Source organism: Bifidobacterium coryneforme, from assembly GCF_000737865.1.
Lineage (GTDB): Bacteria > Actinomycetota > Actinomycetes > Actinomycetales > Bifidobacteriaceae > Bombiscardovia > Bombiscardovia coryneformis.
Genome location: NZ_CP007287.1, coordinates 478,880 through 502,826 on the forward strand (window position 1 = coordinate 478,880; position 23,947 = coordinate 502,826).

Sequence of the window (23,947 nt, forward strand, 5' to 3'; positions counted from 1 at the left end):
AAATGAAACGTCGCCCCTGTATAGGCAGGGGTACAGATAATGGAAACACAAGTGAGAATGGCTAGAAAAACGCAAGAAGAGAAGACAACAAGCAAGAGCAGGAACAGGCAATCCGCCTCCAAGGGCCGCAACCGGTCCGCAGGCGCAGGCAAGAAGGGGAACGGCAGGTCGCGTGGTGAATCCCGCGGTCGCCGCAACGGTTCCATGCAGCGAGGAAAGGGGACCCAGGTAGAGCAGCGTCTGGTGGCGCCTCCCAAGTACCGCAAGGGATCCATGCGGATCGTTCCACTGGGTGGTCTGGGCGAAATCGGCCGCAACATGAATGTGATCGAGTACAACGGACACATTCTGCTCATTGACTGCGGTGTCCTCTTCCCCGAAGAGGAGCAGCCGGGTGTGGACCTGATTCTGCCCGACTTCAGCTATATCAAGGACAAGCTGGACCAGATCGATGCCCTGGTTCTGACCCACGGGCATGAAGACCACATCGGTGGTGTGCCCTACCTGCTCAAGATGCGTCCGGACATCCCTCTGATTGGTTCCAAGCTGACCCTGGGCTTCGTTGACGCCAAGTGTGAGGAGCACCACCTCAAGCCCACCGAGGTGGAGGTCAAGGGACGCGACAAGCTCAAAGTCGGCCCCTTCAACCTGGAGTTCGTGTCCGTGACCCACTCCATCCCCGATGCCCTGGCCGTCTCCGTACGGACCCCCGCCGGTCATATCATCGACACCGGCGATATGAAGATCGATCCGCTGCCCCTTGACCACCGACTGACCGATCTGCGTGAGTTCGGCAAGCTGGGTGAGTCCGGTGTGGACCTGCTCATGGCGGACTCCACCAATGCGGAGGTGCCTGGATACGTCAAGCCGGAGATCTCCATCTCCCCGGCCCTCGACAAGGCCTTTGCCGAGGCTCAGCGCAAGATCGTCGTGGCCTCCTTCTCCAGCCACGTGCACCGGGTGCAGCAGGTGGTGGACACCGCCCACAAGTATGGACGCAAGGTGGTATTCGCCGGACGCTCCATGGTGCGTAACATGTCGATCGCTTCCGACCTCGGATACCTCCATCTGCCCGAGGACACGGTGGTGGACCTCAAGGATGCGCATGACATCCCGGACGAGAAGATCGTTTACATGTGCACGGGTTCCCAGGGCGAGCCCATGGCGGCCCTGGGCCGTATCGCCGATGGGACCCACCGTGACATCACCATCAACGAGTTCGATACGGTCATCCTGGCCAGCTCCCTGATTCCCGGCAACGAGCACGGGGTCTATAAGGTCATCAACAAGCTGGTGCGTATGGGGGCCAAGGTGGTCAACCGCGACAATGCGGCCATCCACGTTTCCGGCCACTCCGACGAGGGCGAGCTCCTGCACTTCTACAACATCGTGCAGCCCAAGTGCGCCATGCCCATCCACGGTGAGAACCGCCACCTGGTGGCCAACGGTCTGATTGCCGTCAAGACCGGTGTGGACCCCCAGAACGTCGTCCTGGCCGAGGACGGCGACGTGGTCGACCTCTACCATGGCAAGGCCGCCGTAGTCGGATCCGTGCCCTGCGGATATGTCTACGTGGATGGTGATTCCGTGGGCGAGCTGACCGATGAGGAGCTGGAGCAGCGCCGCATCCTGGGCACCGAGGGATTCGTCTCGGCCTTCGCCGTGGTCGACAGCGAGACCGGCAAGGTCGTTTCGGGCCCCAAGGTCTACCTGAATGCGGTCGCCGAGGACGAGAGCGAGTTCAAAGCCATCAACGCGCAGGTGGTCGACCAGCTTGAGGACGCCATGGCCAATGGCACCACGGGCACCTACCAACTGCAGCAGCTCATGCGTCGCACCCTGGGCGGGTGGATCTCCAGGAAGCTGCATCGCCGGCCCATGATTGTCCCGGTCGTGGCCGACGTGGCCACCGATGTGGAGAAGCAGGACTGACGTTTCGTCTGGCGGATTGGCCTGACGGCCTTCTGCGCGAATGATCAAGGCCCCGGCCGCTCGTTGAAGCGGCCGGGGCCTTGATGTTGCCGGGAGGGTGCGGACAGACGCTCCGTCTACTTGACTGCGCCTGCCACGATTCCCTGGTTCAGCTTCCGCTGGAAGATCACATAGAAGATGATGGTCGGGATGATGCTGAGCAGGGAGGCCGCTGCCAGGGCGGTGGCATCCATGGTGTGCTGCCCCTGGATGGTGGCCAGGGCCAGGGGGATGGTCTGCACCGAGTCGTCCATGAGGAAGGCCATGGGAATCATGTACTCGTTCCAGGTCCATACGAAGAAGAAGACGAAGAGTACGCTGATGGTCGGCCAGGAGATGGGCAGGACGATCCTGCTCAACACCTGCCAGCGGGTGGCGCCGTCGATGGAGGCCGCCTCAAGGATGGCCTGGGGGAAGGTGCCGTACACCGCCGACAGCAGATAGGTGCCGTAGGCGCTCTGGATCACCGTGAAAATGATGATGATGGCGAGCTGGGTGTTGTAGAGTCCCGCCTCCTTGAAGATGGTGTAGAGGGGGTAGAGCAGAGACTCCTGGGGGAGCATATTGGCCAGCATGATCAAGAGGATGATCCACCTGTTGCCCTTGACTCGTCCGATACCCAGGGCGAAGGAGTTCAGCACGGAGAGCACGACGCCAAGCACGGCCACAACCAGCGAGATTATCAGGCTGTTGACGAACTTCATGGGGAAGTTGCTGCTGACCCAGAAGGAGGTGATTCCGCTCATGGTCGGGTGGGCGGGAAGCGAGAGCGGTCCCGTGGCGTTGTAGTCCCCGATGGTCTTGAAGGCGTTCATGGCCAAAATGAGGAGGGGGAAGAGCATGATCACGGCACCCAGGACCAGGAGGACCAGTGCCACCCAGTTGCCCCAGCTGCGGATGTGCTTGCTCTTCCTGCCGGACTGCCTGCTCGGGCGTGCGGCGCCGTTCTGCTCTGACATCTGTATGTTTGCCTCTGTCATTGTGTGTCCCCTTCCCTAGGCCATGTTCTTTTCGACGCGCCCCTGCACGAGGGTGAACACGACGGAGAAGACGATGATCACCAAGGTCAGTGCTGTGGAGATCGCGGCTCCGTAGCCCACCTGGTGAAGCTGGAAGAACTGGTTGTATGAGTAGTAGGAGGGCACGATGGTGCTCGTGCCTGGTCCGCCCTTGGTAAGCAGATAGACCGGGCCGAAGGTCTTCAGAGCACCGATGGTGGCGGTGAGGATGACCACCAGGAGTTCCGGAATGATGGAGGGGAGGGTCACGACCCTGAACTTCTGCCACCAGTTGGCCCCGTCCAGGCTGGCTGCCTCATAGAGCTCGGGATCGACGCGCTGCAGACCCGACATGAAGATGACGATGGGGTAGCCCAGCTGTATCCAGATCAGGATGAACATGAGCACCGGCAGGGCGCTGCCGGGATCGCCCAGCCAATTGTGCTGGAGACCACCGAGCCCGATGCTCTCGAGGAGGGCGTTGAAGGCGCCATCGTCCGGACGGAAGATCCATCCCATGATGATGGAGGCCACAGCCACGGGCAGGAGCTGGGGCAGGTAGTACAGGGCCCGGATGAAGGAGGCTGTTCCGGAGTTGAACTTCTTCTGAATCACATCCGTCAGGACGGACGAGATCAGAAGTCCCAGGATGGTGGGGATGATGACGATCGCCACGATGATCCAGAAGGAGTTGATGAAGGACTTCCAGAAGGTTGCATCGGCGACGAGCCTCTGCCAGTTCTTCAGGCCTACGAAACGGACCGGTCCGACCCCGCGCCAACGGGTGAAGCTGAGATAGATGTTCCAGACGAAGGGAACGATGATGATGACAGCCAGGGAGAGGATCCCCGGAATCAGATAGGGGATGAACCTGGTTGATTTGTTGCCCGGCAGCCTTGACGCTGTGGACCGTTTACTGCTACCGCTTTGAGACATGGCAGCCTCCGAACTCCTCTTTGAAGCTAGTTGATACTGGAAAGACGGACGGTGCTTCCGGTCTGGAAGGCACCGTCCGGATTTGAAGGTGATTGGATTGCTTGAACTAGTCCTTGACGTCCATGTCCTTGATGCCCGAGGTATAGGCGTCCTTGATGGCTTCCAGGGTCTGGTCAGGGGTCTTGGTTCCGTTCACCAGTTCCTGGAGGGCTGCGGGGATGGCGTCGGTCAGGTTGGAGGCGGGGTAGTCGGGGTAGTAGGAGAGTGCATTCTCCTTGGAGAACTTGGCGTACTCCTCGGCCATGGCCTTGTTCTTGGGGTTGTCGATGCTGTCGTTGTCTGCGGCCAGCGGAATTCCGCCGTGCTTGGCAATGCCGTTCTGTTCCTTCTTGGAGAGGACCATGTCAATCAACTGGGCCGCCAGATCCTTGTTCTTGCTCTTCTCGGGGATGGTCAGGAGGTTGCCAGTGCATCCCTGGGCGAACTTGGATCCCGGGAGGATGGAGGCATCCCATTCGAATCCCTTGATCTGATCCACGAAACGCCCCTGGTTCCAGGTGCCGGTCTGGTATATCGGGTACTCGCCCTTGATGAAGGAGGTTGTGGTGTCCTCGGCCTTGAGGCCGGTGGCGTTACGGGAGATGTAGCCCTTGTCGAGCCAGTCATTCAGGGTCTTGGTGGCGTAGGTCAGGGACTCGTCCTTCCAGTTCACCTCGTGCTTGTACATCTGCCAGTCCTGGATGAAGCCCTTGTCGGCCTTGGTCGAAACCAGCTGCCACCAGAGCCACAGCACTCCGAACTCGCCTGCATCGGCGGCGATCGGGGTCACTCCGGCATCCTTGAACTTCTGGCAGGCGTCTTCGAACTCGGCCAGGGTGGTGGGTTCCTTGATGTTGTACTTGGCGAACATGTCCTTGTTGTAGTAGACCCGCTGGTACTCGGCGTAGTTGGGGGCGCCGTACCAGGTGTCTCCGCCCATGACGCCCTTCTCGTCATACTTGGCCATGGAGGCGTCCGCCTCGGTGACCTTCTTGTCCCAGCCGTACTTCTCGACATAGGGTCCCAGGTCGGTCAGGAGCCCCATGGAGGAGAGCATGCCGGCGCTGCCGTTGCCCCTGTTGGACTCCATGATGTCGGGGGCCTGGTCGGAATTGAGGAACTGGCTGCTGTTCTGGGCGATCTGGGCGAAGGACTTCACCTCGAACTTGACCTTGACACCGGTCTTCTTCGTGAAATCGGCTGCCGCCTCACGCCAGGCCATGGTCTGGGCGGCGGTGTCCTTGTCGTAGTACCAGAAGGAGATGCTCTCGGGCTTCTTGTCGTCCTTCTGCTCCCCGCCGCCTCCGCATCCGGTCAGGGCAGTCACTGCCGAGGCGGCCACCAACAGGGTCGCCAACGCTTTCTTGATTCTCATATTTCTCCTCATTTCCTTTCCGGGCCGGTCGTACTGGTTCGACCAGCAGTAGAAACGTTTCGATTGCAAAAATCGGTATTGTTTCCGTAAGTTCGGTTTGGTATCCGATTGATCGGGTCGGTCCTGGGTGACCGGGGCCCTCATCGCTATGCAACCTTTGCGCCAGGCATCTTCACCTCGCTGTCGATTCTTACGATCATCGTCGAAACGTTTCTATAAACGACGATACCATAGGGGTTTTCTAGAAGTCAATTCTGTGCGCCGCCGGGGTGGAGCTTCTTTGCTTCCCGGTCTGGGCGTCTGCAATCAGGACCTCACGCCCTCCTGGCCGGGTTTGCGACAGGGTTGCCGTTCGCGTCGTAGGTGAAATGGCTCAACCAGTGGTTGAATCCACCGGCACCCCGTCCGCACCAGATGATTCTTGCGCTCCGGTCGGCGCAACCGGTCAGGATATGGTTGACCGTTCCTGTTACCAGGTCGTTGGTCAGGCGGTAATCCTGCAGGAGCCCCTTGGCGCGGTGGGTCTCGATCAGGGTTCGCTGGTGTCGGTCCATCGCCCTCCAGGGATCTACGGCGCAGAAGGCCCGGGCCGGCATACCGAGCCGGTTTGCCTGCATCAGGGCCAGGCCGCCGCCCATGCTGTGACCGGTCAAGAGGATTGTGGCAGACGTTCCCACCTGTTTCCGGGCCAGTCCCAAGGCATCGTCGGCCATGGCCCTGGCCTCGCCGATCTGGGACCAGGGGAGGGGAAAGGGAACAAGAAAGGTGGTCAGGGCGGCGAGAATGTCTCTCGAAGTGTCGTCCCTCAGATTGGTGCCGGCAAAGACCACAGTCAGGTGGCGGTAGTCGGGGCGTCCCTGACGGTCAGGTGTGGTCACCATGCCCTCGAACCCATTGGCGGCACAGTAGTGGGAGCGAATCACCCAGTAGAAACCCAGAGATTGGTCCAGGAACCGATGCCTGCCGACGTGGGTCAGTCCGTCTCCTCGTGCAACCCCATAGGAGTACTGACAGAGCAGGTTGAGCTGGTGGAGGTTGAATCCGCCGGTGTGGGGTGCAACGGCCGAGACTGTGCCCGCTGAGCTCTCGTCCGCCAGCCGGCGGTGATGGCGGCATGGTGTCCGGATCGAGGCGCCGGCTGCCCTGATACCCCTCATGGTCCTTCTCTCCATCCGCCTGCAAAACCGTCCGACCGGGTGCGGCTCCCCGATCTATCATGACAAGTCCTTTGTCTGCCGGGGTATTCCCCCGGTTGAGTTCCTAAAGTACCGCAGGCCGCGAAGTTCCGTGCTCGGAGAAAAACCGGCGGGTGTCTTCCTGCTCAGGGGCATTGATTAGACTTGTTCTGAGTACCCAAGACCCGGCCCTGGCGTCTGTGCACCCGTTGCCAGTCCCGAGAGGCCGTCGGCATCAACCGTATGTGTGAAAGGAAACCATGCCCGGAGCCAATCTGACGCGTGTGGAAGCAGAAGAACGCGCAACCGTCGTATCGAATGTCACCTACCAGGTCGCCCTGGATCTGACCAAGGGCCCCAGGACCTTCCTTTCCCAGGCCACCATCGGTTTCGATGCCAAGCCGGGGGAATCGACCTTCCTTGACCTGATTGCCGATGAAGTGAGCGCGATCGAACTCAACGGGGAAGGTCTCGACCCCGCCCAGGTCTATCGCGACAGCCGTATCGAACTGGCCGGGCTCAAGGAGCACAACCAGATCAAGGTCACGGCCCTATGCGTCTACTCGCGCACCGGTGAAGGCCTCCACCGCAGCGTCGACCCATCGGACGGCAACGTCTACCTGTACAGCCAGTTCGAGGTGCCGGATGCCCGCCGCGTATACGGGGTGTTCGACCAGCCCGACATCAAGGCCACATTCGACTTCACCGTGACGGCCCCCGCCTCCTGGCAGGTTCTTTCGAACATGCCCGCCGTGAGCGAGGAGGCCCTCGACCAGGAGACCGCCCCCGGCACCCTGGAGGGCGGCAAGAGTGAATCCTGCCGTCGGTGGGTGTTCGAAACGACCCCGGTCATGAGCTCCTACCTGACCGCCTTCACCGCCGGACCCTATGCCTCCTGGACCAGCGAGTACTCCAACGAGGACGGTCGGACCATCCCCATGGGCCTCTACTGCCGCCAGGCCCTCAAGGACTCCCTGGCCAAGGACGTCGACTACCTCTTCGACGTGACCAAGAAGGGATTCGCCTTCTACGCCAAGACCTGGGACCTGCCCTTCCCCTGGGCCAAGTACGACCAGGTCTTCGTTCCGGAGTACAACGCCGGAGCCATGGAGAACATCGGCCTGGTGACCTTCCGCGACTCCTATATCTTTGAATCCAAGGCCACGGGAGCCCAGATCAACCGCCGTGTCGAGACCGTCCTGCATGAGCTGGCCCACATGTGGTTCGGTGACCTGGTGACCATGAAGTGGTGGAATGACCTCTGGCTGAACGAGTCCTTCGCGGAGTTCATGTCGACCCTGGCCACCGCCGAGGCCAGTGAGTGGAGCGACGATTGGGCCACCTTCTGCTCCGGCGAGAAGAGCTGGGCCCTGACCGAGGATCAGATGCCCACCACCCATCCGGTGGTGGCTCCCATCAACGACCTGCACGATACGGAAGTCAACTTCGATGGGATCACCTACGCCAAGGGTGGCTCCGTATTGAAGCAACTGGTGGCCTGGGTGGGGCGTGACCAGTTCTTCCAGGGCATTCACCAGTACCTGGTTTCCAATTCCTATGGCAACGCCACACTCAATGACCTCCTGGCAGAGCTGGAGAAGACCAGTGGTCGTGATCTGGGGCGTTGGTCCAAGCTCTGGCTGGAAGAGGCCGGCATCACCACCCTGATCAGCAAGGTCCAGACCGATGCTGACGGGGTCATCACCTCCATGGCCATCGACCAGACGGCCCCCGAGGACTATCCTGTTCTGCGTCCGCACCACCTGGCCGTCGGGTTCTATGACCTGGACGATCAGGGCCGGGTCGTCCGCACGGACCGGTTCGAACTGGACGTGGATGGCGGCCATACCGAGGTGACCGCCGCCCAAGGCAGGAAGCGTCCAGCCCTGATCCTGATCAACGATGACGACCTGACCTATGCCAAGCTTCGCTTGGATCAGGCATCGTTGGACTTCGTGTCCGAGAACCTCTACCGGGTCCAGGACCGTCTGACCAGGGCAGTCATCTGGCTGAGCCTCTGGGACATGACCCGGGATGCAGAGTTCCCCGCCGAGCGCTTCATTGGACTCAGCCTCAAGGCCCTGGCAACCGAGCACCAGTCCACCACCTTCCGCTATGCCCTTTCGCAGATTTCGACCGCAGCCCATCACTTTGTGGCCGGGCGGCGCAGGCAGCCCATGCTCCAGCTTGTTGCCCAGTCGCTCTGGGATCTGGCTCGGAAGGCGGAGCCCGGATCGGATGAGCAGTTCCAGCTGGTTCGCGCCTACCTGGGCTATGGAGACGATCCTGATTTCGAGGAGACGGCCCGTGGCCTCCTGAGTGGTGATCTGAAGCTGGAAGGGTTGGAAATCGACAACAACACCCGGTGGGTCATCATCCATGCCCTGGCCGCCCGCGACCTCCTGGCCGATGGGGAGATCGATCAGGAACTCTCCCGCCACGACACCACCGAGAACCGGGAGTTCGCCATGGGGGCCCGTGCCGCCCTGCCTACCGCCAAGGCCAAGGACTGGGCATGGGACCAGGCCCTGAATAACCAGGACCTGACCAACTCCCAGATCGGGGCGGTGGCTGACGGGTTCTCCGGTTCCGGTCAGGAGAGCCTCTTCGATCCCTACGTGGACCGCTTCTTCGAGGCTGTGGATTGGATTTGGGAACACAAGACCTTCCATATTGCGGAGACCCTGCTCAATCCGCTCTCGGCCGGAGGCCTCTACCCGTCATCGGCCGACCCCCGTGCCCTGGTCGAGGCCGGTGATGCCTGGCTGGATTCCCATCAGGATGCACCCAAGGCCCTGCGCGGCATGATCGCCCAGAACACGGCATCGTCTCGGCGCTTCCTCAAGGTTCGCTCCTACAACGAGCAACTGAGGCGGAACAGCTGAATCCAGGATTCGGGCCGGCTCCCTGTGTATCGGGGGCCGGCCCTTTCCTTTCCGGTGGAAGTGGTGTGCAAACCCGCCCGCCCGGAACCGGGCTGTCAGGGCAGGGGCCATAATTAACCTAGCGCGTGGAGATGTGCAGGCTCCGGAAACCTGCACACGGAGTCGGAGGGATGAGATGTCAAGATTATTCGGAACCGATGGTGTTCGCGGATTGGCCAACAGGGCGTTGACCTCGCAGCTGGCCTTGGATCTGGGCGATGCCGCCGTACGGGTCCTTGGCAAGGGTGCCGACAAGACGGAAGGGCGAAGGCGTGCCCTGATCGGGCGTGACACCAGGGTTTCGGGTGACTTTCTGGCCTCTGCCCTGGCGGCGGGTATGTCGGCAGGCGGCTTCGACGTGATTGACGTCGGTATCATCCCGACCCCGGGCATCGCCTACCTGACCAGTGTCCTCAACGTAGAGATGGGCGCAGTCATATCGGCCTCCCACAATGCAATGCCCGACAACGGAATCAAGTTCTTCGCACGGGGTGGATTCAAACTTCAGGATTCCAAGGAGGATGAGATCGAGTCCGTCCTCGGGCAGGACTGGGAACGTCCGACGGGCGAGGGGGTGGGCCGGGTTTCCCACGACACGGTGACGGCCACCAACATGTACATCGACCACCTGGTCGAAGCGGTGGCGCCCATCAACCCCGACAAGACCCAGACCAAACCCCTGGACGGTCTGCGCATTGTCGCCGATTGCGCCAACGGTGCCACCTCGGTTGTGGCCCCCGAAGCCCTGCGCAGGGCGGGTGCCGATGTGGTGGTCATCAATGCCTCCCCGGACGGTTACAACATCAACAAGCATGCAGGCTCCACACACCCCGAGCAGCTCCAGGCCATGGTACGGGCTTCGGATGCGGCCATGGGGGTGGCCTTCGACGGGGATGCAGACCGCTGCCTGGCGGTCGATGAAGACGGTACCCTGGTCAACGGGGATCAGATCATGGGCATCCTGGCCAGGGCCAAGCAGCGTGAAGGCAAGTTGGCCAACGATACCCTGGTGGTCACGGTCATGAGCAACCTCGGGCTCAAACTGGCCCTGAAGGAGATGGGTATCGTCACGGTACAGACCGGCGTGGGTGACCGGTACGTGCTGGAAGAGATGCTCCGTGGAGGCTACACCCTGGGCGGGGAGCAGTCCGGCCACGTCATCAACAGGGAGTTCGCCACCACCGGTGACGGTACCCTGACCGCTTTGACTCTGGCCAAGGAGGTTGTGCGTTCGGGCCGGAGCCTCAAGGAGCTGGCCGCGGACTTCCCCCAACTGCCTCAGCAGCTGATCAACGTGCCCGGTGTGGACAAGAACGCGGCCAGGACCAATGCCAAGGTCCAGGCGGCGGTGGAGCGAGAAGAGGAGCTGCTGGGCGCGACCGGCAGGGTACTTCTACGCCCGTCCGGCACCGAGCCCCTGGTCCGGGTCATGGCCGAGGCCGCCACCCAGGAGCAGGCCGATCAGGTCTGCGACCGGCTGGCCAAAGTGGTTGCCGACGAGCTGTCCCTCTGAAGTCCGGACCGGGTAATCACCCGTCTGTCTGAAATCCTGGAAAGGCCGCCATGTTCGGAAGAAACGCCAAAATCGACACCGCCCTCAATCATCAGGTCGATACCCTGCTCTCGGATGCCGGGAGGAGGGGAATCCTGCCTATCGTCCAGATGGGGGAGCCTGTGTTGCGTCAGAAGACCGAACCCTATACCGGGCAGCTCTCCAAGAAGACCCTGAGCCGACTGGTCGAGGTCATGCGTAGGACGATGCTGGATGCCCCGGGAGTGGGTTTGGCAGCTCCGCAGATTGGCCTGGGTCTGGCCATTGCGGTGGTCGAAGACCACCTACGCGATGACGAAGACGACCCCCGGGAGATTGCCGAACTGCCTTTCAGGACCATCATCAACCCCTCCTATGAGCCTGTGGGGAACGCCAGGACGTCCTTCTACGAAGGTTGCCTTTCCCTGGAGGGGTACCAGGCCGTGCGCAGCCGCTGGCTCGACATCACCGCCAGCTGGCAGGATGAGACAGGCAAGAACCATCAGGAAACCATGCACGGATGGCCGGCCCGTATCTTCCAACACGAGACCGACCATCTATCCGGGGAGGTCTACATAGACCAGGCCGAGATCCGCAGTCTCTCCTCGGACGACAACCTGAGTGAGTACTGGGCTTTTGATCCCATACCGACCGAAGCCGCCGAGGAGCTGGGATTCGCCTTACAGTCTGAGTGAGATATCGTCAGTCAGCTGAGGCCCGTCGCCCTTGAGGGGAGCGACCTGGTGCTGGACAAGTTCGGCCGACGATTTCCGCCCCAGATCCATGGCCCGGGGGAATACGTCCGAACCATCCAGATCGGGGTCAAGCCATTCATCCGCGTTTGCCTCGGTAATCAGCAGGGGCATGCGCTCGTGAACGAGTGCCGCCTCACCCTCGGCCTGGGTTGTCAGGATGGTGGCTGTCAGCAGCCAGGGGGAGTGCTCATCCTCACGCCACCAGGAATAGAGCCCCGCAATGGCCAAAGGCGATTCATCCGGGGACTGGAAATAGAAGGGCCGGTGGTCCTTGGTCCACTCGTAATAGCCGCTTGCAGGAATGATGGCTCGTTGGCACCGTGCCGCATCAGCATAGGTCCGCTTGGTCAGGGCCGTCTCGACCCGGGCATTGTGGGTCGGGTAATCCAGATGGTCGCTGACGGACCATGATGGTATGAGGCCCCACCTGGCAGGATTGAGGTGGCGGATGCCGTTCCTGTCCTGGGCGATAATCGCAATCGTCGCCCCGGGTGCGATGTTCCAAGACGACTTGGGAAGATTCGGTGCCCGCTGGGCCTGGTACTGCTCTGCCAGGCTGGAATAGTCAAAAGCCGCCGAGAATCTTCCGCACATGATTCCATAGTAGGTGATGGGCCCCGCGGGTCAATCGGATGGCACGGATGCATCGGAAAATACCGATGATGGTTGAGTTCCCGCAACCCTCGGAATGGGGTTGGCGCTACCGGGCGATGCATCGATTCCCGGGGTTCGGGGGAGTGTGTCTTCCCATAAACGCCGGGGTCGGTAATGACGGTCCGCCGGAGCCGGCGAGATAGAATTAGAGTGTGCTGGCGGGTTAAGTTCGCTTGCGGGAATAAGCACACAAGCAGCGTTGCTAACACGATGTACCATGTTTCGCGCCGACGGGAAGCCGGCGCATACGTAGTTGACTAAGGAGACGATATGCCTCAGAAGATCAAGGCCTCGGTGGCCTATGGTATCGGTAAGGGATTCGCTCAGCCCGAGGAGATCATCATCGACGACCCCATCGGTGCGGAGGTGCTGGTGGATGTAAAGGCTTCCGGCCTGTGTCATTCCGACCTCCACCTGGTGGAGGATGATGACAAGTTCTTCCCCTTCCCGGCAGTCATCGGCCACGAGGTGGCTGGAGTTGTGGAGGCCGTGGGGCCCGAAGTGTCCGGAATCAAGGTGGGCGACCATGTGGTGGCCTCCCTTGAGCAGGTCTGTGGACACTGCGCCAACTGCCTCAAGGGTCAGCCCCAGTCCTGCACCCAGCAGCAGGAGTGCGTGCGTGGCGAGGGGGAGAAGCCCCGCCTGTCCTTCCCCGACGGTCGGCCCATCACCCAGGCCTTCGGTACTGGCGGGTTTGCTGAAAAAGCCCTGATTCACGAGAACCAGTTGGCTGTGGTCAACAACCAGGTCAAGTGGGACGAGGCCGCCTGCATCGGGTGTGCCACCATCACCGGTGCCGGGGCGGCCATCAATACGGCCCACGTCCGCCCGGGCGATACCGTGGCTGTGATCGGAACCGGCGGCATCGGTCTGAACATCATCTCCGGTGCCAGCATCTGCGGTGCAAAGAGAATCATCGCCATCGACGTGTTCGACAACAAGTTGGAATTCGCCAGGAAGTTCGGCGCCACCGATGTCATCAACTCCAAGAACGAAGACCCGGTCGCCAAGGTTCGTGAACTCACCGACGGCGGCGTGGATGAGGCCTTCGAGGCCATCGGTCTGCAATCGACCATGAAGCAGGCCTGGGACATGCTCGGCGTCGGAGGCACTGCCTTCCCGATTGGTCTGGCCAAGCCTGATGCCACGATTTCCCTGGAAATCAACCCTGCTGATCTCCTGGTGCATCAGCGTGGATTCAAGGGTGTTTGGATGGGATCGACCAATATCAAGCACGACATTCCCATGTATGCCGACCTGGCCGTCGACGGGCGGCTGAACATGCACGATATCGTCAGCCAGCACATCAAGCTCAGCCAGATTGATGAGGCCTACAAGCAGCTGGTCAAGGGCGAGGTCATCCGTTCCGTCATCACCGATTTCGACTGAGCGGCTCGGCGTCGTGGGTCGGGTCCCGTCCCTCATGCCTACCTGAATCGGAAGGGGGTGTCGGATGCGCAGCTGCATCCGACACCCCCTTGCCATACCCGGTGACGGCTGTCGTTCCCCTGCCCCAGGGCTTACTCGCTCTGAAGTTCTTCGAGCTCGGCACGAACCTTGTGGAGCTTGGCATAGATCGCATTGCGGTCCTGGGTGGATTTTGCCCGCCCATGGTCTCCTGCAAGTTTGCTCTCCTCGTTGAGCAGGGCGGTGATGCGCTCGCGTTTGGCGATGCGCTGGTCCAGATCCCCGCCGTCCGTGGTTCCCAGGATTACCTGGGCGCAGAGACTGTCCCAAAGGTCGTCCATGGTGGATCCACTGACCTTGAGTCTGGCCTCATCGATGGTCTGGGTCCGGCCCAGGTGCGTTGCATATTCCTGCTGATGGCCGGGTCGGGTTGGGAGTGCGCGGCGAAGGGCCATGGTGCAGGCGGTCCTCCCCTCCGAGGGATGGATGCAGACGAAGATGATGCCTGAGGAGCGTAGAGAGGCGATGCGGTCCAGGACATCGACCGGTACATCCTCACTTTTCAGACCGATGGCCATGACCAGGACCTCGTGACATCTGATTCCGTCCGCCAGGCCTGTTGTGGCGGGGCGCAGGAGGGAGAGCATGGTAATCGAATCAACCTTTGTGGTGAAATGCTGCCTGAGCCTGGATGATGCCGGGGGCTTGGTAATGAAGGCCTGGGCGGGCAGGTGGCTCTTGGCTTCGGGGATGGCCGATGTGGCCGGCAGGCCGAGACTGGCGGCGGAAACACCTTCGTGGTTCGCAATAGTCATCATTGGCCTTTCTCTGGTTGTTCGGGACTGGCGCCCGCTTGGCTGAATGCCATTGTATCCACAGGTCTTCTGTCCGGGCGGAAACTGTCCGGTTTCAGGCCCTTCTGCTAACCAGGCTGAACGTGAGGTCTCCGGCCTTCGTTTTTCCACGCTCAAGGAGCCAAACCGGCCCTGGTCGGGGAGGGTGTATCCGCACAACTGTATGGCTGCTTCTGGGCACCGGTGCCGGGTGCACTTAGAAGGTGAAGGTATTCGCCCTGTCGAAGGGAAGGCGTTTCGGTGTTTTACAAGAGCGGTTGAAGTGATTAGAACTAGAAATGGAAGTAGCCTTCGGCATCGTGTTGCCGCATACAAAGGAGTGGGATATGGACGAAATGACCTTGGTGGACAGGATGAGCAAGCTGCAAACCATCGACGAACTGGTCGACCTTTCCAAGGAGATCGGTAAGCCTCTCTCATACAACGATGCCGACAAGCTCTTCGGCAGGATCAACCAGTGCCAGAACGATGCCGCCGAACTCAGCGGTGACACCGTGGCCAAACTGGCCAAGGAGGCCTTCGACATCTGAAGTGGGGTCGTGACGATTCCGAGGCGTTCGGCGACCCATCGACTATCGATAAGATACATGGGTGACGACGGCATCTTCTATGCCCGAACCGGCTGTAGTGAGGATTGTGAGAGTCCTCGGAAGGGGCATGCCCATGGTTTCCTCGATGAATCAGGACCGCACAGCCGCCAGACAGCTGTATAAGCTCCTGCTCAAGAGATTCGGAAGTCAGGACTGGTGGCCGGCGGAATCCCATTTCGAGATGATGGCAGGTGCCATCCTGGTCCAGCACACTGCCTGGCGCAATGTCGATACATCCCTGCGTGGGCTCAAGGCTGCGGGTCTGCTCAGCCAGGGGGCCCTGGCGCAGGTTTCCGAGGAAGAGCTGGCCTGCATCGTCCGACCCAGTGGGTTCATGAAGTCCAAGAGCCGCGCACTCAAGGGCCTTGCCTCTTGGCTCGTGAACCGGGGTTATACCGAACCTGACATGATGCCCAGCCGTGATCCGGATCTCAGGGAGGAACTCCTGGCCCTGCCTGGCATCGGAAATGAAACCGCGGATGTAATCCGACTGTATGCCTTTGGGCAAAAGTGCTTCATCTGGGATGCCTACGCTCTCCGGATGCTGCGCGCTCTGGGCTTGGCGTCTTGGAGGAACTACGACCAGGCCCTGCGCCACCAGGGGGAGTTCATCGACCTGGACGATTTCACGCTTACTGAGATGAAGGAGTACCACGGGCTGATCGTCACAGCCGGTAAGGAGGCTGGGCAGTCGGGTGATTGGGATTTCCTCACCACTCAGACCAGTGAGGCTTCTGGCCGGTGATGTGAGTTCGCCGATTCGGTGCACTCGTTTTCCGTGTGAGTGTTGGTTTGGGCCGGTCGGTCGGTGGTGGGCCGGCCCGTGGTGGTTAGTGTTGTCCGTAGATGTTCTTGTATCGGTTGTTGAGTTTGGTGATGTCGTCGGCGGGGATGGGGATGGGGGTGCCTATCTGTTCGGCGGCCCATACGGTGTGGGCGACCTCTTCGGTCATGGCTGCGGCCTTGACGGCGTCCTCGGCGTCCTTGCCGATGGTGAAGGGGCCGTGGTTGCGCATGAGGACGGCGGGGCATCCGGGGTGGTCGGCGAGGGTGTCGACGACGCCTTTGCCGATGGCTTCGGATCCGATGAGTTCGAAGGGTCCGACGGGGACGTCCCCGCCGAATTCGTCGCCCATCATGGTCAGGGCGCAGGGGATGCTGCGGCCGGTGGCGGCCCAGGCGGTGGCGTAGGTGGAGTGGGTGTGGACGACGCCGTAAACGTCGGGCATGTGCCGGTAGATGTAGGCGTGGGAGAGGGTGTCGGAGGACGGTGCCTCGGTGCCGTCGACGACGTTGCCTTCCAGGTCGGTGACGACCATGGAGGCGGGGGTGAGGTATTCGTAGCGCACCCCCGAGGGTTTGATGACCATGAGGTCGGCGGTCCTGAGACGTTGGGAGACGTTGCCCGCGGTCCAGACGACCAGGTTCCATTTGAGCAGCTGTTCGTGCAGGGTGGCGACCTGCTCGCGCACCTGCTTGACCTCGGCACGCACCTCAGACGAAAAATCAGCCAAACCAGCCATGGGTTCCTCCTTCTTGTTGATGTATCTGCAAGTCATGTACAACGTGTGGTCTGGATGGCACTCATCGTTTGATGAGTGCCACGGGCTCCTGCCGGATGCCCACCCGCTCGAAGAGGGCGTCGAACTGTGCCTTGGCCTTGCGGACCTCGGCCACCGGGTCGTTCGCCTTTTGGGTCCACATCTCGATTGTGTAGCTGCCGGCGTATTGCAGTCTGGCAAAGGTTCGAAGGCAGGCCTCGAAGTCGACGGTCCCCTCGCCGAATGCCAGATCCCGGAACTGGCCGGGGAAGGAGTCGGTCACGGGCTTGGTGTCCTTGAGGTGCACCGCCACGATGTTGTCGATGTAGGTCTCGATCTCGCGGCCCACCTCATTTTGCGACCATGCCGTCAGGTTGCCCAGGTCCGGGTAGGCCTGGAGCCAGGGGCTGTGAATCTGCGACTTCACATAGACCACCTTCTCCAGGGAGTTCATAAAGGGGTCGTCCATGGTCTCGATGGAGAGCATGACCATCTTCTTTGCAGCCATCTGCACACAGGTTTCCAGATTCTCGATGAACAGCTCACGGCTCGACTGCGTTTTGGGTTCGTAATAGACGTCGTATCCGGCCATCTGAATGTTGCGGATGCCCAGGTCGACAGCCAGATCGATGGCCTTGTCCATCATCTCCAGTGCCTTGGAGCGGGTGGTCGGGTCGGATGCCCCCAGGGGGAAGCGTCGGTGCCCGGATAGCATGAGGGTGTTGATCCTGCTCCCGGTCCTCCACATGGCCTGCCGGAAGAGACTCCTATCATGATCGGTCCAATCCAGTCTCGCCAGCCGGTCATCGCTCTCGTCGATGGAGAATTCCAGAAAGTTGAATCCCAGCTCATGGACCAGTTCGAAGGTCTCCTGCCAGGACATATCCCCCGGAAGGGCCTTTTCGTAAATCCCCAGCGCGTTGATGGTCATACTCGTTCGCCCTCCTATCGCGCCCGGTGCATCCTATCCGGGCATCCATCGGTATCGATGGGTCACGTAATCGGCACGGTCGAAGCCCTTCTGTGGGGTGGCCGCTGCGTGGTGAACCGCTCTGTTCGCACCGGTTGTTCCGACGGCCCGTGCAGGTTGTCATTACGGTTTCAAGATAGGGTGAATCGGAGGGATTCGGGTCAGAGTGCCTGAACATCTGCTCAGCGCCCGCCGCGTCTGTTGGGGGAGTCCGTTTTCCGGGGTTGCCTGCCGTTCCTATTGCTAGGCGGGTTGAGGTGCTTGATAACTGATGCTGGGAAGAAGGTCAGCTCGGGGGATTGAGAAGAAAATTGAACAAACGTACATAGGCGATGTCGGTGGACGGGTCGCCTGACCCGGGGTCGGGTAGGCGGCCTCGCTTGACTCGGTGGTAAACCAAGAGCACATGCATGCCTCGGGTATCGGGGAGGGGAGGGCGACCACTGCGATTCAATCGCGGGTTCCGCGGAGTGGTCGCCCCGGATGCTACCGGTTCCCCTGGTAATCGGGGTCCTGCTTGCGCCCTACTCGTTCAGCTCCAGGATGGCGTTGAAGACCGACTGGGGAAGCTCGATGTCGCTGTGTGCGGCGGCACGTTTGTTGGCGGACTGGCGACGCAGGAGGGCCTGCTTCTTGGAGACGCTGTACGAGGTTCCATTGACGGCGGCGTTCTTGCGCAGGGGCGGGATGTCGACCCGGCCCAGGGCGCGACCCTCCACCATGGCCTGGGCAGGCATGGGGTAGAGGCGACGCGGGACCGTGTACTTGAGTTTGTGGACCAGGTCCTGTGCCATGCGCGGGGCATCCTCACGATGGACGACGAAGCTGAGTGCATCCACCCGGGCGTAGTTGATGTCCACCTCTATCTTGACCACATCGGCAGGCTCATAGTCCAGAATCTCCGAATTCATGGTGGCGTAACCGTGTGAGACCGACTTGAGCTTGTTGAAGAAGTCATAGACGATTTGGGAGAGGGGCATCTTATAGGTGGCGACCACCAGCTGGTCGTCGTCGCCCAGGTCGATCAGCTCTCCCTTCGACTGTTCGGCGAGCTGCATCACATCGCCCAGGACATCGCCAGGCATGGAGATATCGACCTTGGCGAAGGGTTCCTCGACAAAATCGATGTCGCCATAGTCAGGGAAGTCCGTGGCCTTGTCGATGGTGATGACCTTGCCTCCCTTCCGTCCCCTCAGATGGACCTTGTAGGTGACATTGGGGGCTGTGGTCAGCACCTCGATGCCAAATTCGTCGCGAAGGCGTTCCTTGATGATCTGGAGGTGGAACATACCCAGGAAGCCGCACCTGAAACCGAATCCCAACACATCCGAGGCCTCCGGCTGGCAGCTCAGGGAGGAGTCGTTGAGGACCAGCTTGTCCATGGCCGCCTTGAGTTCCTTGCTGTCGCCGTTTTTGGGGAAGATCCCCGCAAACACCATGGGTTCGGCCGGGGCGTATCCGGGCAGGGCCTCCCCGGTGGGGCGCGACTGAGAGGTGAGGGTGTCTCCGATGCGGACCTGGCTCGGGTCCTTGAGTCCCGTGACCACGTAGCCCACGTCACCGGCATGCAGGGAGTCAATGGGCTGCATGGACGGGGTGAAGATGCCCAGCTCGTCGCCCTTGAAGGTGGCGCCGCTGGCCATGAGTCTGAGGGATTGCCCCGGTTCCATCTCGCCCTCTACCAGACGCACGTAGGCAATGACCCCCTTGTAGGAGTCGTAGAGGGAGTCGAAGACCAGGGCCTTGAGCGGTTCCTTGGTTGACCCGGTCGGAGCCGGAACCCTGGAGACGATGGCCTCCAGGACATCGTGCACACCCTGACCCGTCTTGGCTGAAATCCTCAGGACATCCTCCTCAGCCAGCATAGGGTCCAGGGCATGGATCTGACGCTCAACCTGTTCTGCGTCGGCGTTGGGACTGTCGACCTTATTGATGACCGGGATGATGGAAAGGCCATTGGCCTTGGCCAGGCGGAAGTTGGCCACGGTCTGGGCCTGGACTCCCTGGGTGGCATCGACCAGGAGGATGGCGCCCTCGCTCGCCGCCAGACTTTTGGACACCTCATAGGAGAAGTCCACGTGACCTGGGGTGTCGATGAAGTTGAACTCGTAGCTGAGTCCATCGTCGGCCAGATAGCGGTTGCGGACGGTCCTTGACTTGACCGTGACCCCGTGGGCCTTCTCCACGCTCATGGAGTCCAGAAGCTGGTCTTCCCGTTCCCGTTCATTCACGGTCTCGGTCTGCTCCATGATCCGGTCGGCCAGGGTCGACTTGCCGTGGTCTATATGGGCGATGATGGAAAAATTGCGGATGCGATTATGGTCGATCATTGAAGGAGCCCCCTCCTGGGGCGTCTGATGCATGAAATGGATAAACCAGCCGGAAGCCGGTACGCAGGTATGCGGGGAAAGACGCGGAAATCGTCATCACAATCTCTGCGTCTGCAGGAATTCGGTCCGCCCATCAGGTCGTGACCACTGTCATTCTTTGTTAAGCCGGAAAGCAGTATAGGTCTCTATGCTCAGAAGGTCAAATACCCAGAATTCGCTAGGAGAGGTATTCCACGACTGTGTGGGACACCCTTAACCGTTCCTTTTTATCCGCCTGTGCACCAGCTGCATTTGATACGGCCGCCTTGTATGTGACGTGGCATGACCGGTCCGTCCGCTTGTCCTCGTAGGTGGTTCCACATGAGGCTGATCGTTGTTGGCCTGTGTGATTCGAGCTGGTCTATGGGGATTGAGTGCCGTGTTTTTGCGGCTCGCCCGTGTGAGTGTTGGTTTGGGCCGGTCGGTCGGTGGTGGGCCGGCCCGTGGTGGTTAGTGTTGTCCGTAGATGTTCTGGTATCGGTTGTTGAGTTTGGTGATGTCGTCGGCGGGGATGGGGATGGGGGTGCCTATCTGTTCGGCGGCCCATACGGTGTGGGCGACCTCTTCGGTCATGGCTGCGGCCTTGACGGCGTCCTCGGCGTCCTTGCCGATGGTGAAGGGGCCGTGGTTGCGCATGAGGACGGCGGGGCATCCGGGGTGGTCGGCGAGGGTGTCGACGACGCCTTTGCCGATGGCTTCGGATCCGATGAGTTCGAAGGGTCCGACGGGGACGTCCCCGCCGAATTCGTCGCCCATCATGGTCAGGGTGCAGGGGATGCTGCGGCCGGTGGCGGCCCAGGCGGTGGCGTAGGTGGAGTGGGTGTGGACGACGCCGTGGACGTCGGGCATGTGCCGGTAGATGTAGGCGTGGGAGAGGGTGTCGGAGGACGGTGCCTCGGTGCCGTCGACGACGTTGCCTTCCAGGTCGGTGACGACCATGGAGGCGGGGGTGAGGTATTCGTAGCGCACCCCCGAGGGTTTGATGACCATGAGGTCGGCGGTCCTGAGACGTTGGGAGACGTTGCCCGCGGTCCAGACGACCAGGTTCCATTTGAGCAGCTGTTCGTGCAGGGTGGCGACCTGCTCGCGCACCTGCTTGACCTCGGCACGCACCTCAGACGAAAAATCAGCCAAACCAGCCATAACTCACTCCTTTGTTCGATATGGGACCATTGTATATGGTTTTGTGTGTTAGCGATAACAATGCAGTCATCATATAAGATTCCGTGGATTGGCAGGGGAGTGTTGCGCCTGGGTTGGTGTGAGGGGGCGACCTGATCAATCCGATTTGCCTGCCGGGTTCGGAGTGTATATAATTCCAGACTGAGACCGGTCACAGTGAAGTTGGACCGCAGAGTCCTAAAGTGGACGGTCGAGAGATTCATGCGAAGGCGCAGAAAGGAAACCAATGGCGGAGATACCCAATCCCATCGTCCTACAGAGGGCGGATCCCTATGTCATACGGTATAAGGGGACTTACTACTTCACCGGTTCATACCCGGCGTTCGATCGGATAGCCCTGCGCAAGGCCTCGAGACTGGAGGACCTGCAACGGGCCGAGGAGGTCGTGATCTGGGAGAAGCATGAGACCGGTCCCATGAGCCACCTGATCTGGGCTCCGGAGCTGCACAGGATTCAGAACAAGTGGTACATCTACTTCGGCGCCGCTCCCAACGACGGGCAGTCCGATGACACCTTCAACCATCGGATATTCTGCCTGGAAAACGAGGCCGAGGACCCGACCACGGGAACCTGGGTCGAGCGCGGCAAGGTGGAGACCGGTATGGATACCTTCAGCCTGGACGCCACCAGTTTCGAACTCAACGGGAGCCAGTACCTGGTCTGGGGTCAGCAGGACCTCGATATTCCCGGTCATTCCAACCTTTACATCGCCCGTATGGAGAACCCCTGGACCCTGGCCACGACCCCGGTCATGCTGGCCAAGCCCGAATACGACTGGGAGTGCATCCGCTTCAAGGTCTGCGAGGGACCCGCGGTCATCACCCATGGTGACCGCATCTACATCACCTATTCGGCCTCCGGCACCGGCCCCGAATATGCCATGGGCATGCTCACCGCCGACCTGGATGCCGACCTGCTCGACGCGGCCTCCTGGAGCAAGTCTCCCAATCCGGTCTTCACCACCAATGCCGAGGCCCATATGTATGGGCCGGGTCATAACTCCTTCACCAAGGCGGAAGACGGCGTGACCGACGTCATGGTCTACCACGTACGCAACTACACCGAAATCGTGGGCGATCCGCTCTATGAGCCCAATCGGCAGGCCTGCGCAAAGACCATTTCCTGGGGTACGGAAGGTCCGATTTTCGGCAAGCCCGAGGCCATGACCCGTTGGACCCCCACCACCACCGAGGTTCTTCCCCCGGACGGTTCGCACGAGTAGTTCCCCGATGTACAGGCGGGCGGCCCGCCGGGCCGTCCCCACTGATAACAACCAACACTTCAATGTCAAAAGGCAGATGAGATTATCATGAAATCACTACGCAGACCAGTGTTCTGGAACTTCGGTCTTCTGTTCTTCTTCTATTTCGCCACCTGGCAGCTGTCGGCCACATTCCTGCCCATGTGGCTGCAGGATACCGCCGGCATGAATGCCACCCACATCGGCATGCTGAACACGATTGCAGCCGTCGGGGCCCTGATCCTGCAGCCCATCTTCGGTCCCTTGCAGGATAAACTGGCCCTTCGCAAGAACCTCTTCTACTTCGTGGTCATCTGCATACTGTTCGTGGGGCCCCTCTTCAACTGGGTCTTCCTTCCGTTGATTCACTTCAACGAAATTCTCGGCGCAATCGTGGCCGGTGCTTATCTGAGCCTCTGTCTGAACGGCGGAGTGGGTATCGTCGAGGCCTACAACGAACGTTCGTCCCGCGCCTATGACTTCGAGTACGGCCACGCCCGACTCTTCGGTTCGCTCGCCGGTGCCTGCGCCTCATTCGTGGGCGGGTACATGTACTCGGCCAACCCCTCATCCATCTTCTGGGGCATGACCTTCTGCGGCGCCGTCCTGATCGTCCTCCTCAGTCTGGTCAAGGTGCCCAAGGACGCCATGGAGCGCGCCGAGGGTATCGACGATACCGAAGTGGGCGACAAGGAAGAGCTGGAGATCACCAAGGAGGACTTCGCCCGCAACACCTGGCGCAACCGCAGCTTCTGGGGTCTCGTCCTGCTGGTTATCGGTTCCGCCACCATGTACGACGTGTTCGATCAGCAGTTCGCCAACTACTTCTCGAAGATGTTCGTCGAATCCAACATGGGCAACCTGGCCCAGGGCGAAGCCCTCTTCGCCAAGGTCGTGTCGGTGCAGATCCTGCTTGAGGCCTTCTTCATGCTCTTCATGCCCGCTCTGATCAACAAGATCGGCGCAAAGACCGGCCTGATCATCTACGGCTCGATTCTCTTCATCAGGGTCCTGGGCTGCGCCTTCATCGCCAGTGTTCCCATGCTGATCTTCTGGCGTCTGCTCGCCTCCCTGGAGATGCCCTTCATGCTGGTCTCGGTCATGAAGTACATCACCAGAATCTTCGATAAGAAGATGTCCGCCACGGTCTATATGTACGGGTTCGGCACAGCCAAACAGATCGGTGTCTCCATCTTCTCGATCGGCATGGGTGTGATGATCACCTCCATGGGCTTCAAGCACGCCTACCTGGTGCTGGCCGTCGTCATTGCCGTGCTCATCCTGCTCGGTTCCTCGCTGATGCGCTCTGACACCAAGGTCATGCATGCCGCGGAATCGGTTAAGGCCGTCGCCGACTGACCTTTTTTGCGGGATGTATCATAAGATGGCCCCTTGCTCGGGTGGAGCGAGGGGCCTTCGCATGTTTGCCGGGACAT

19 protein-coding genes are annotated in these 23,947 nt (G+C 60.7%); 9 read left to right on the forward strand and 10 right to left on the reverse strand.

The window, feature by feature from the left end; translation table 11 throughout:
* The first annotated feature begins 57 nt into the window (after positions 1–57).
* A complete protein-coding gene (locus bcor_RS01705) occupies positions 58–1,932 on the forward strand; it encodes a ribonuclease J (RefSeq protein ID WP_033498659.1) in 1,875 nt (624 codons plus the stop codon).
* A gap of 116 nt (positions 1,933–2,048) precedes the next feature.
* Here the strand turns inward: bcor_RS01705 and bcor_RS01710 are convergent, their stop codons facing one another.
* The 4 genes from bcor_RS01710 to bcor_RS01725 form a co-directional block, all read right to left on the reverse strand.
* On the reverse strand, positions 2,049–2,930 hold the full coding sequence (locus tag bcor_RS01710; RefSeq protein ID WP_038459348.1) for a carbohydrate ABC transporter permease: 882 nt from the start codon (positions 2,928–2,930) through the stop codon (positions 2,049–2,051).
* A 36-nt stretch (positions 2,931–2,966) separates the two neighbouring features.
* Positions 2,967–3,905 carry a carbohydrate ABC transporter permease gene (locus tag bcor_RS01715; protein WP_033491592.1) on the reverse strand — a complete coding sequence of 313 codons (939 nt, stop codon included), beginning with the start codon at positions 3,903–3,905 and terminating at the stop codon, positions 2,967–2,969.
* A gap of 106 nt (positions 3,906–4,011) precedes the next feature.
* Positions 4,012–5,319, reverse strand: coding sequence for an ABC transporter substrate-binding protein (locus bcor_RS01720; RefSeq protein ID WP_033498752.1), 1,308 nt, complete (start codon positions 5,317–5,319; stop codon positions 4,012–4,014).
* A 314-nt stretch (positions 5,320–5,633) separates the two neighbouring features.
* Positions 5,634–6,476 (reverse strand): Tle-like phospholipase domain-containing protein, encoded by an 843-nt coding sequence (locus bcor_RS01725; protein WP_033498754.1) that lies wholly within the window; start codon positions 6,474–6,476, stop codon positions 5,634–5,636.
* Between the two features lie 278 nt (positions 6,477–6,754).
* Here bcor_RS01725 and pepN point away from each other — a divergent pair, with 278 nt between their 5' ends.
* The 3 genes from pepN to bcor_RS01740 all read left to right on the forward strand — a co-directional run bounded on the left by pepN (position 6,755) and on the right by bcor_RS01740 (position 11,644).
* Positions 6,755–9,379 (forward strand): aminopeptidase N, encoded by a 2,625-nt coding sequence (gene pepN, locus bcor_RS01730; protein ID WP_033498755.1) that lies wholly within the window; start codon positions 6,755–6,757, stop codon positions 9,377–9,379.
* 175 nt (positions 9,380–9,554) lie between these two features.
* Positions 9,555–10,931 carry a phosphoglucosamine mutase gene (gene glmM / locus bcor_RS01735; RefSeq protein ID WP_033498757.1) on the forward strand — a complete coding sequence of 459 codons (1,377 nt, stop codon included), beginning with the start codon at positions 9,555–9,557 and terminating at the stop codon, positions 10,929–10,931.
* A gap of 50 nt (positions 10,932–10,981) precedes the next feature.
* The gene (locus bcor_RS01740; RefSeq protein WP_033498759.1) at positions 10,982–11,644 is read left to right on the forward strand and encodes a peptide deformylase; all 663 of its coding nucleotides are present in this window, start codon (positions 10,982–10,984) and stop codon (positions 11,642–11,644) included.
* Here the strand turns inward: bcor_RS01740 and bcor_RS01745 are convergent.
* Positions 11,630–12,298: an SOS response-associated peptidase gene (locus bcor_RS01745; RefSeq protein ID WP_033498761.1), complete on the reverse strand. Its 669-nt coding sequence runs from the start codon at positions 12,296–12,298 to the stop codon at positions 11,630–11,632. The two genes, bcor_RS01740 and bcor_RS01745, sit on opposite strands and share 15 nt — an antisense overlap.
* A gap of 330 nt (positions 12,299–12,628) precedes the next feature.
* Between bcor_RS01745 and bcor_RS01750 the strand changes: the two genes are divergently transcribed.
* Positions 12,629–13,747 (forward strand): zinc-binding dehydrogenase, encoded by a 1,119-nt coding sequence (locus tag bcor_RS01750; RefSeq protein WP_051875599.1) that lies wholly within the window; start codon positions 12,629–12,631, stop codon positions 13,745–13,747.
* 131 nt (positions 13,748–13,878) lie between these two features.
* Here bcor_RS01750 and bcor_RS01755 read toward each other — a convergent pair whose 3' ends face one another.
* Positions 13,879–14,583: a DUF4391 domain-containing protein gene (locus bcor_RS01755; RefSeq protein ID WP_033498763.1), complete on the reverse strand. Its 705-nt coding sequence runs from the start codon at positions 14,581–14,583 to the stop codon at positions 13,879–13,881.
* 362 nt (positions 14,584–14,945) lie between these two features.
* Here bcor_RS01755 and bcor_RS01760 point away from each other — a divergent pair, with 362 nt between their 5' ends.
* Both bcor_RS01760 and bcor_RS01765 read left to right on the forward strand, forming a co-directional pair.
* Entirely contained in the window at positions 14,946–15,149 is a 204-nt protein-coding gene (locus bcor_RS01760; protein ID WP_033498764.1) for a hypothetical protein, read from the forward strand.
* Between the two features lie 133 nt (positions 15,150–15,282).
* Positions 15,283–15,954, forward strand: coding sequence for an endonuclease III domain-containing protein (locus tag bcor_RS01765; protein WP_238548562.1), 672 nt, complete (start codon positions 15,283–15,285; stop codon positions 15,952–15,954).
* A gap of 85 nt (positions 15,955–16,039) precedes the next feature.
* On the opposite strand, the gene bcor_RS01770 is transcribed toward bcor_RS01765, so the two are convergent.
* From bcor_RS01770 to bcor_RS01785, 4 genes are all read right to left on the reverse strand, one after another.
* Complete coding sequence (locus bcor_RS01770) at positions 16,040–16,732, reverse strand: L-ribulose-5-phosphate 4-epimerase (RefSeq protein WP_038459351.1); 693 nt, start codon at positions 16,730–16,732, stop codon at positions 16,040–16,042.
* A gap of 61 nt (positions 16,733–16,793) precedes the next feature.
* Positions 16,794–17,681: an L-ribulose-5-phosphate 3-epimerase gene (locus tag bcor_RS01775; protein WP_033498791.1), complete on the reverse strand. Its 888-nt coding sequence runs from the start codon at positions 17,679–17,681 to the stop codon at positions 16,794–16,796.
* A gap of 563 nt (positions 17,682–18,244) precedes the next feature.
* Complete coding sequence (lepA, locus tag bcor_RS01780; RefSeq protein WP_033498789.1) at positions 18,245–20,050, reverse strand: translation elongation factor 4; 1,806 nt, start codon at positions 20,048–20,050, stop codon at positions 18,245–18,247.
* Between the two features lie 489 nt (positions 20,051–20,539).
* Entirely contained in the window at positions 20,540–21,232 is a 693-nt protein-coding gene (locus bcor_RS01785; RefSeq protein WP_038459124.1) for an L-ribulose-5-phosphate 4-epimerase, read from the reverse strand.
* A 265-nt stretch (positions 21,233–21,497) separates the two neighbouring features.
* Between bcor_RS01785 and bcor_RS01790 the strand changes: the two genes are divergently transcribed.
* Both bcor_RS01790 and bcor_RS01795 read left to right on the forward strand, forming a co-directional pair.
* Positions 21,498–22,493 carry a glycoside hydrolase family 43 protein gene (locus bcor_RS01790; protein WP_033497532.1) on the forward strand — a complete coding sequence of 332 codons (996 nt, stop codon included), beginning with the start codon at positions 21,498–21,500 and terminating at the stop codon, positions 22,491–22,493.
* Between the two features lie 87 nt (positions 22,494–22,580).
* The gene (locus bcor_RS01795) at positions 22,581–23,870 is read left to right on the forward strand and encodes an oligosaccharide MFS transporter (protein WP_033497530.1); all 1,290 of its coding nucleotides are present in this window, start codon (positions 22,581–22,583) and stop codon (positions 23,868–23,870) included.
* Positions 23,871–23,947: the final 77 nt, after the last annotated feature.

Excerpts from the sequence above, each read along its gene's own strand:
- bcor_RS01755 (WP_033498763.1), bottom strand. The coding sequence starts at position 14,583 with ATGATGACTATTGCGAACCACGAAGGTGTTTCCGCCGCCAGTCTCGGC.
- bcor_RS01740 (WP_033498759.1), top strand. The coding sequence starts at position 10,982 with ATGTTCGGAAGAAACGCCAAAATCGACACCGCCCTCAATCATCAGGTC.
- bcor_RS01795 (WP_033497530.1), top strand. The coding sequence starts at position 22,581 with ATGAAATCACTACGCAGACCAGTGTTCTGGAACTTCGGTCTTCTGTTC.
- bcor_RS01705 (WP_033498659.1), top strand. The coding sequence starts at position 58 with ATGGCTAGAAAAACGCAAGAAGAGAAGACAACAAGCAAGAGCAGGAAC.
- bcor_RS01760 (WP_033498764.1), top strand. The coding sequence starts at position 14,946 with ATGGACGAAATGACCTTGGTGGACAGGATGAGCAAGCTGCAAACCATC.
- bcor_RS01775 (WP_033498791.1), bottom strand. The coding sequence starts at position 17,681 with ATGACCATCAACGCGCTGGGGATTTACGAAAAGGCCCTTCCGGGGGAT.
- bcor_RS01750 (WP_051875599.1), top strand. The coding sequence starts at position 12,629 with ATGCCTCAGAAGATCAAGGCCTCGGTGGCCTATGGTATCGGTAAGGGA.
- bcor_RS01720 (WP_033498752.1), bottom strand. The coding sequence starts at position 5,319 with ATGAGAATCAAGAAAGCGTTGGCGACCCTGTTGGTGGCCGCCTCGGCA.
- lepA (WP_033498789.1), bottom strand. The coding sequence starts at position 20,050 with ATGATCGACCATAATCGCATCCGCAATTTTTCCATCATCGCCCATATA.
- pepN (WP_033498755.1), top strand. The coding sequence starts at position 6,755 with ATGCCCGGAGCCAATCTGACGCGTGTGGAAGCAGAAGAACGCGCAACC.
- bcor_RS01745 (WP_033498761.1), bottom strand. The coding sequence starts at position 12,298 with ATGTGCGGAAGATTCTCGGCGGCTTTTGACTATTCCAGCCTGGCAGAG.
- bcor_RS01725 (WP_033498754.1), bottom strand. The coding sequence starts at position 6,476 with ATGAGGGGTATCAGGGCAGCCGGCGCCTCGATCCGGACACCATGCCGC.
- bcor_RS01770 (WP_038459351.1), bottom strand. The coding sequence starts at position 16,732 with ATGGCTGGTTTGGCTGATTTTTCGTCTGAGGTGCGTGCCGAGGTCAAG.
- bcor_RS01790 (WP_033497532.1), top strand. The coding sequence starts at position 21,498 with ATGGCGGAGATACCCAATCCCATCGTCCTACAGAGGGCGGATCCCTAT.
- bcor_RS01765 (WP_238548562.1), top strand. The coding sequence starts at position 15,283 with ATGGTTTCCTCGATGAATCAGGACCGCACAGCCGCCAGACAGCTGTAT.
- bcor_RS01715 (WP_033491592.1), bottom strand. The coding sequence starts at position 3,905 with ATGTCTCAAAGCGGTAGCAGTAAACGGTCCACAGCGTCAAGGCTGCCG.
- bcor_RS01785 (WP_038459124.1), bottom strand. The coding sequence starts at position 21,232 with ATGGCTGGTTTGGCTGATTTTTCGTCTGAGGTGCGTGCCGAGGTCAAG.
- bcor_RS01710 (WP_038459348.1), bottom strand. The coding sequence starts at position 2,930 with ATGTCAGAGCAGAACGGCGCCGCACGCCCGAGCAGGCAGTCCGGCAGG.
- glmM (WP_033498757.1), top strand. The coding sequence starts at position 9,555 with ATGTCAAGATTATTCGGAACCGATGGTGTTCGCGGATTGGCCAACAGG.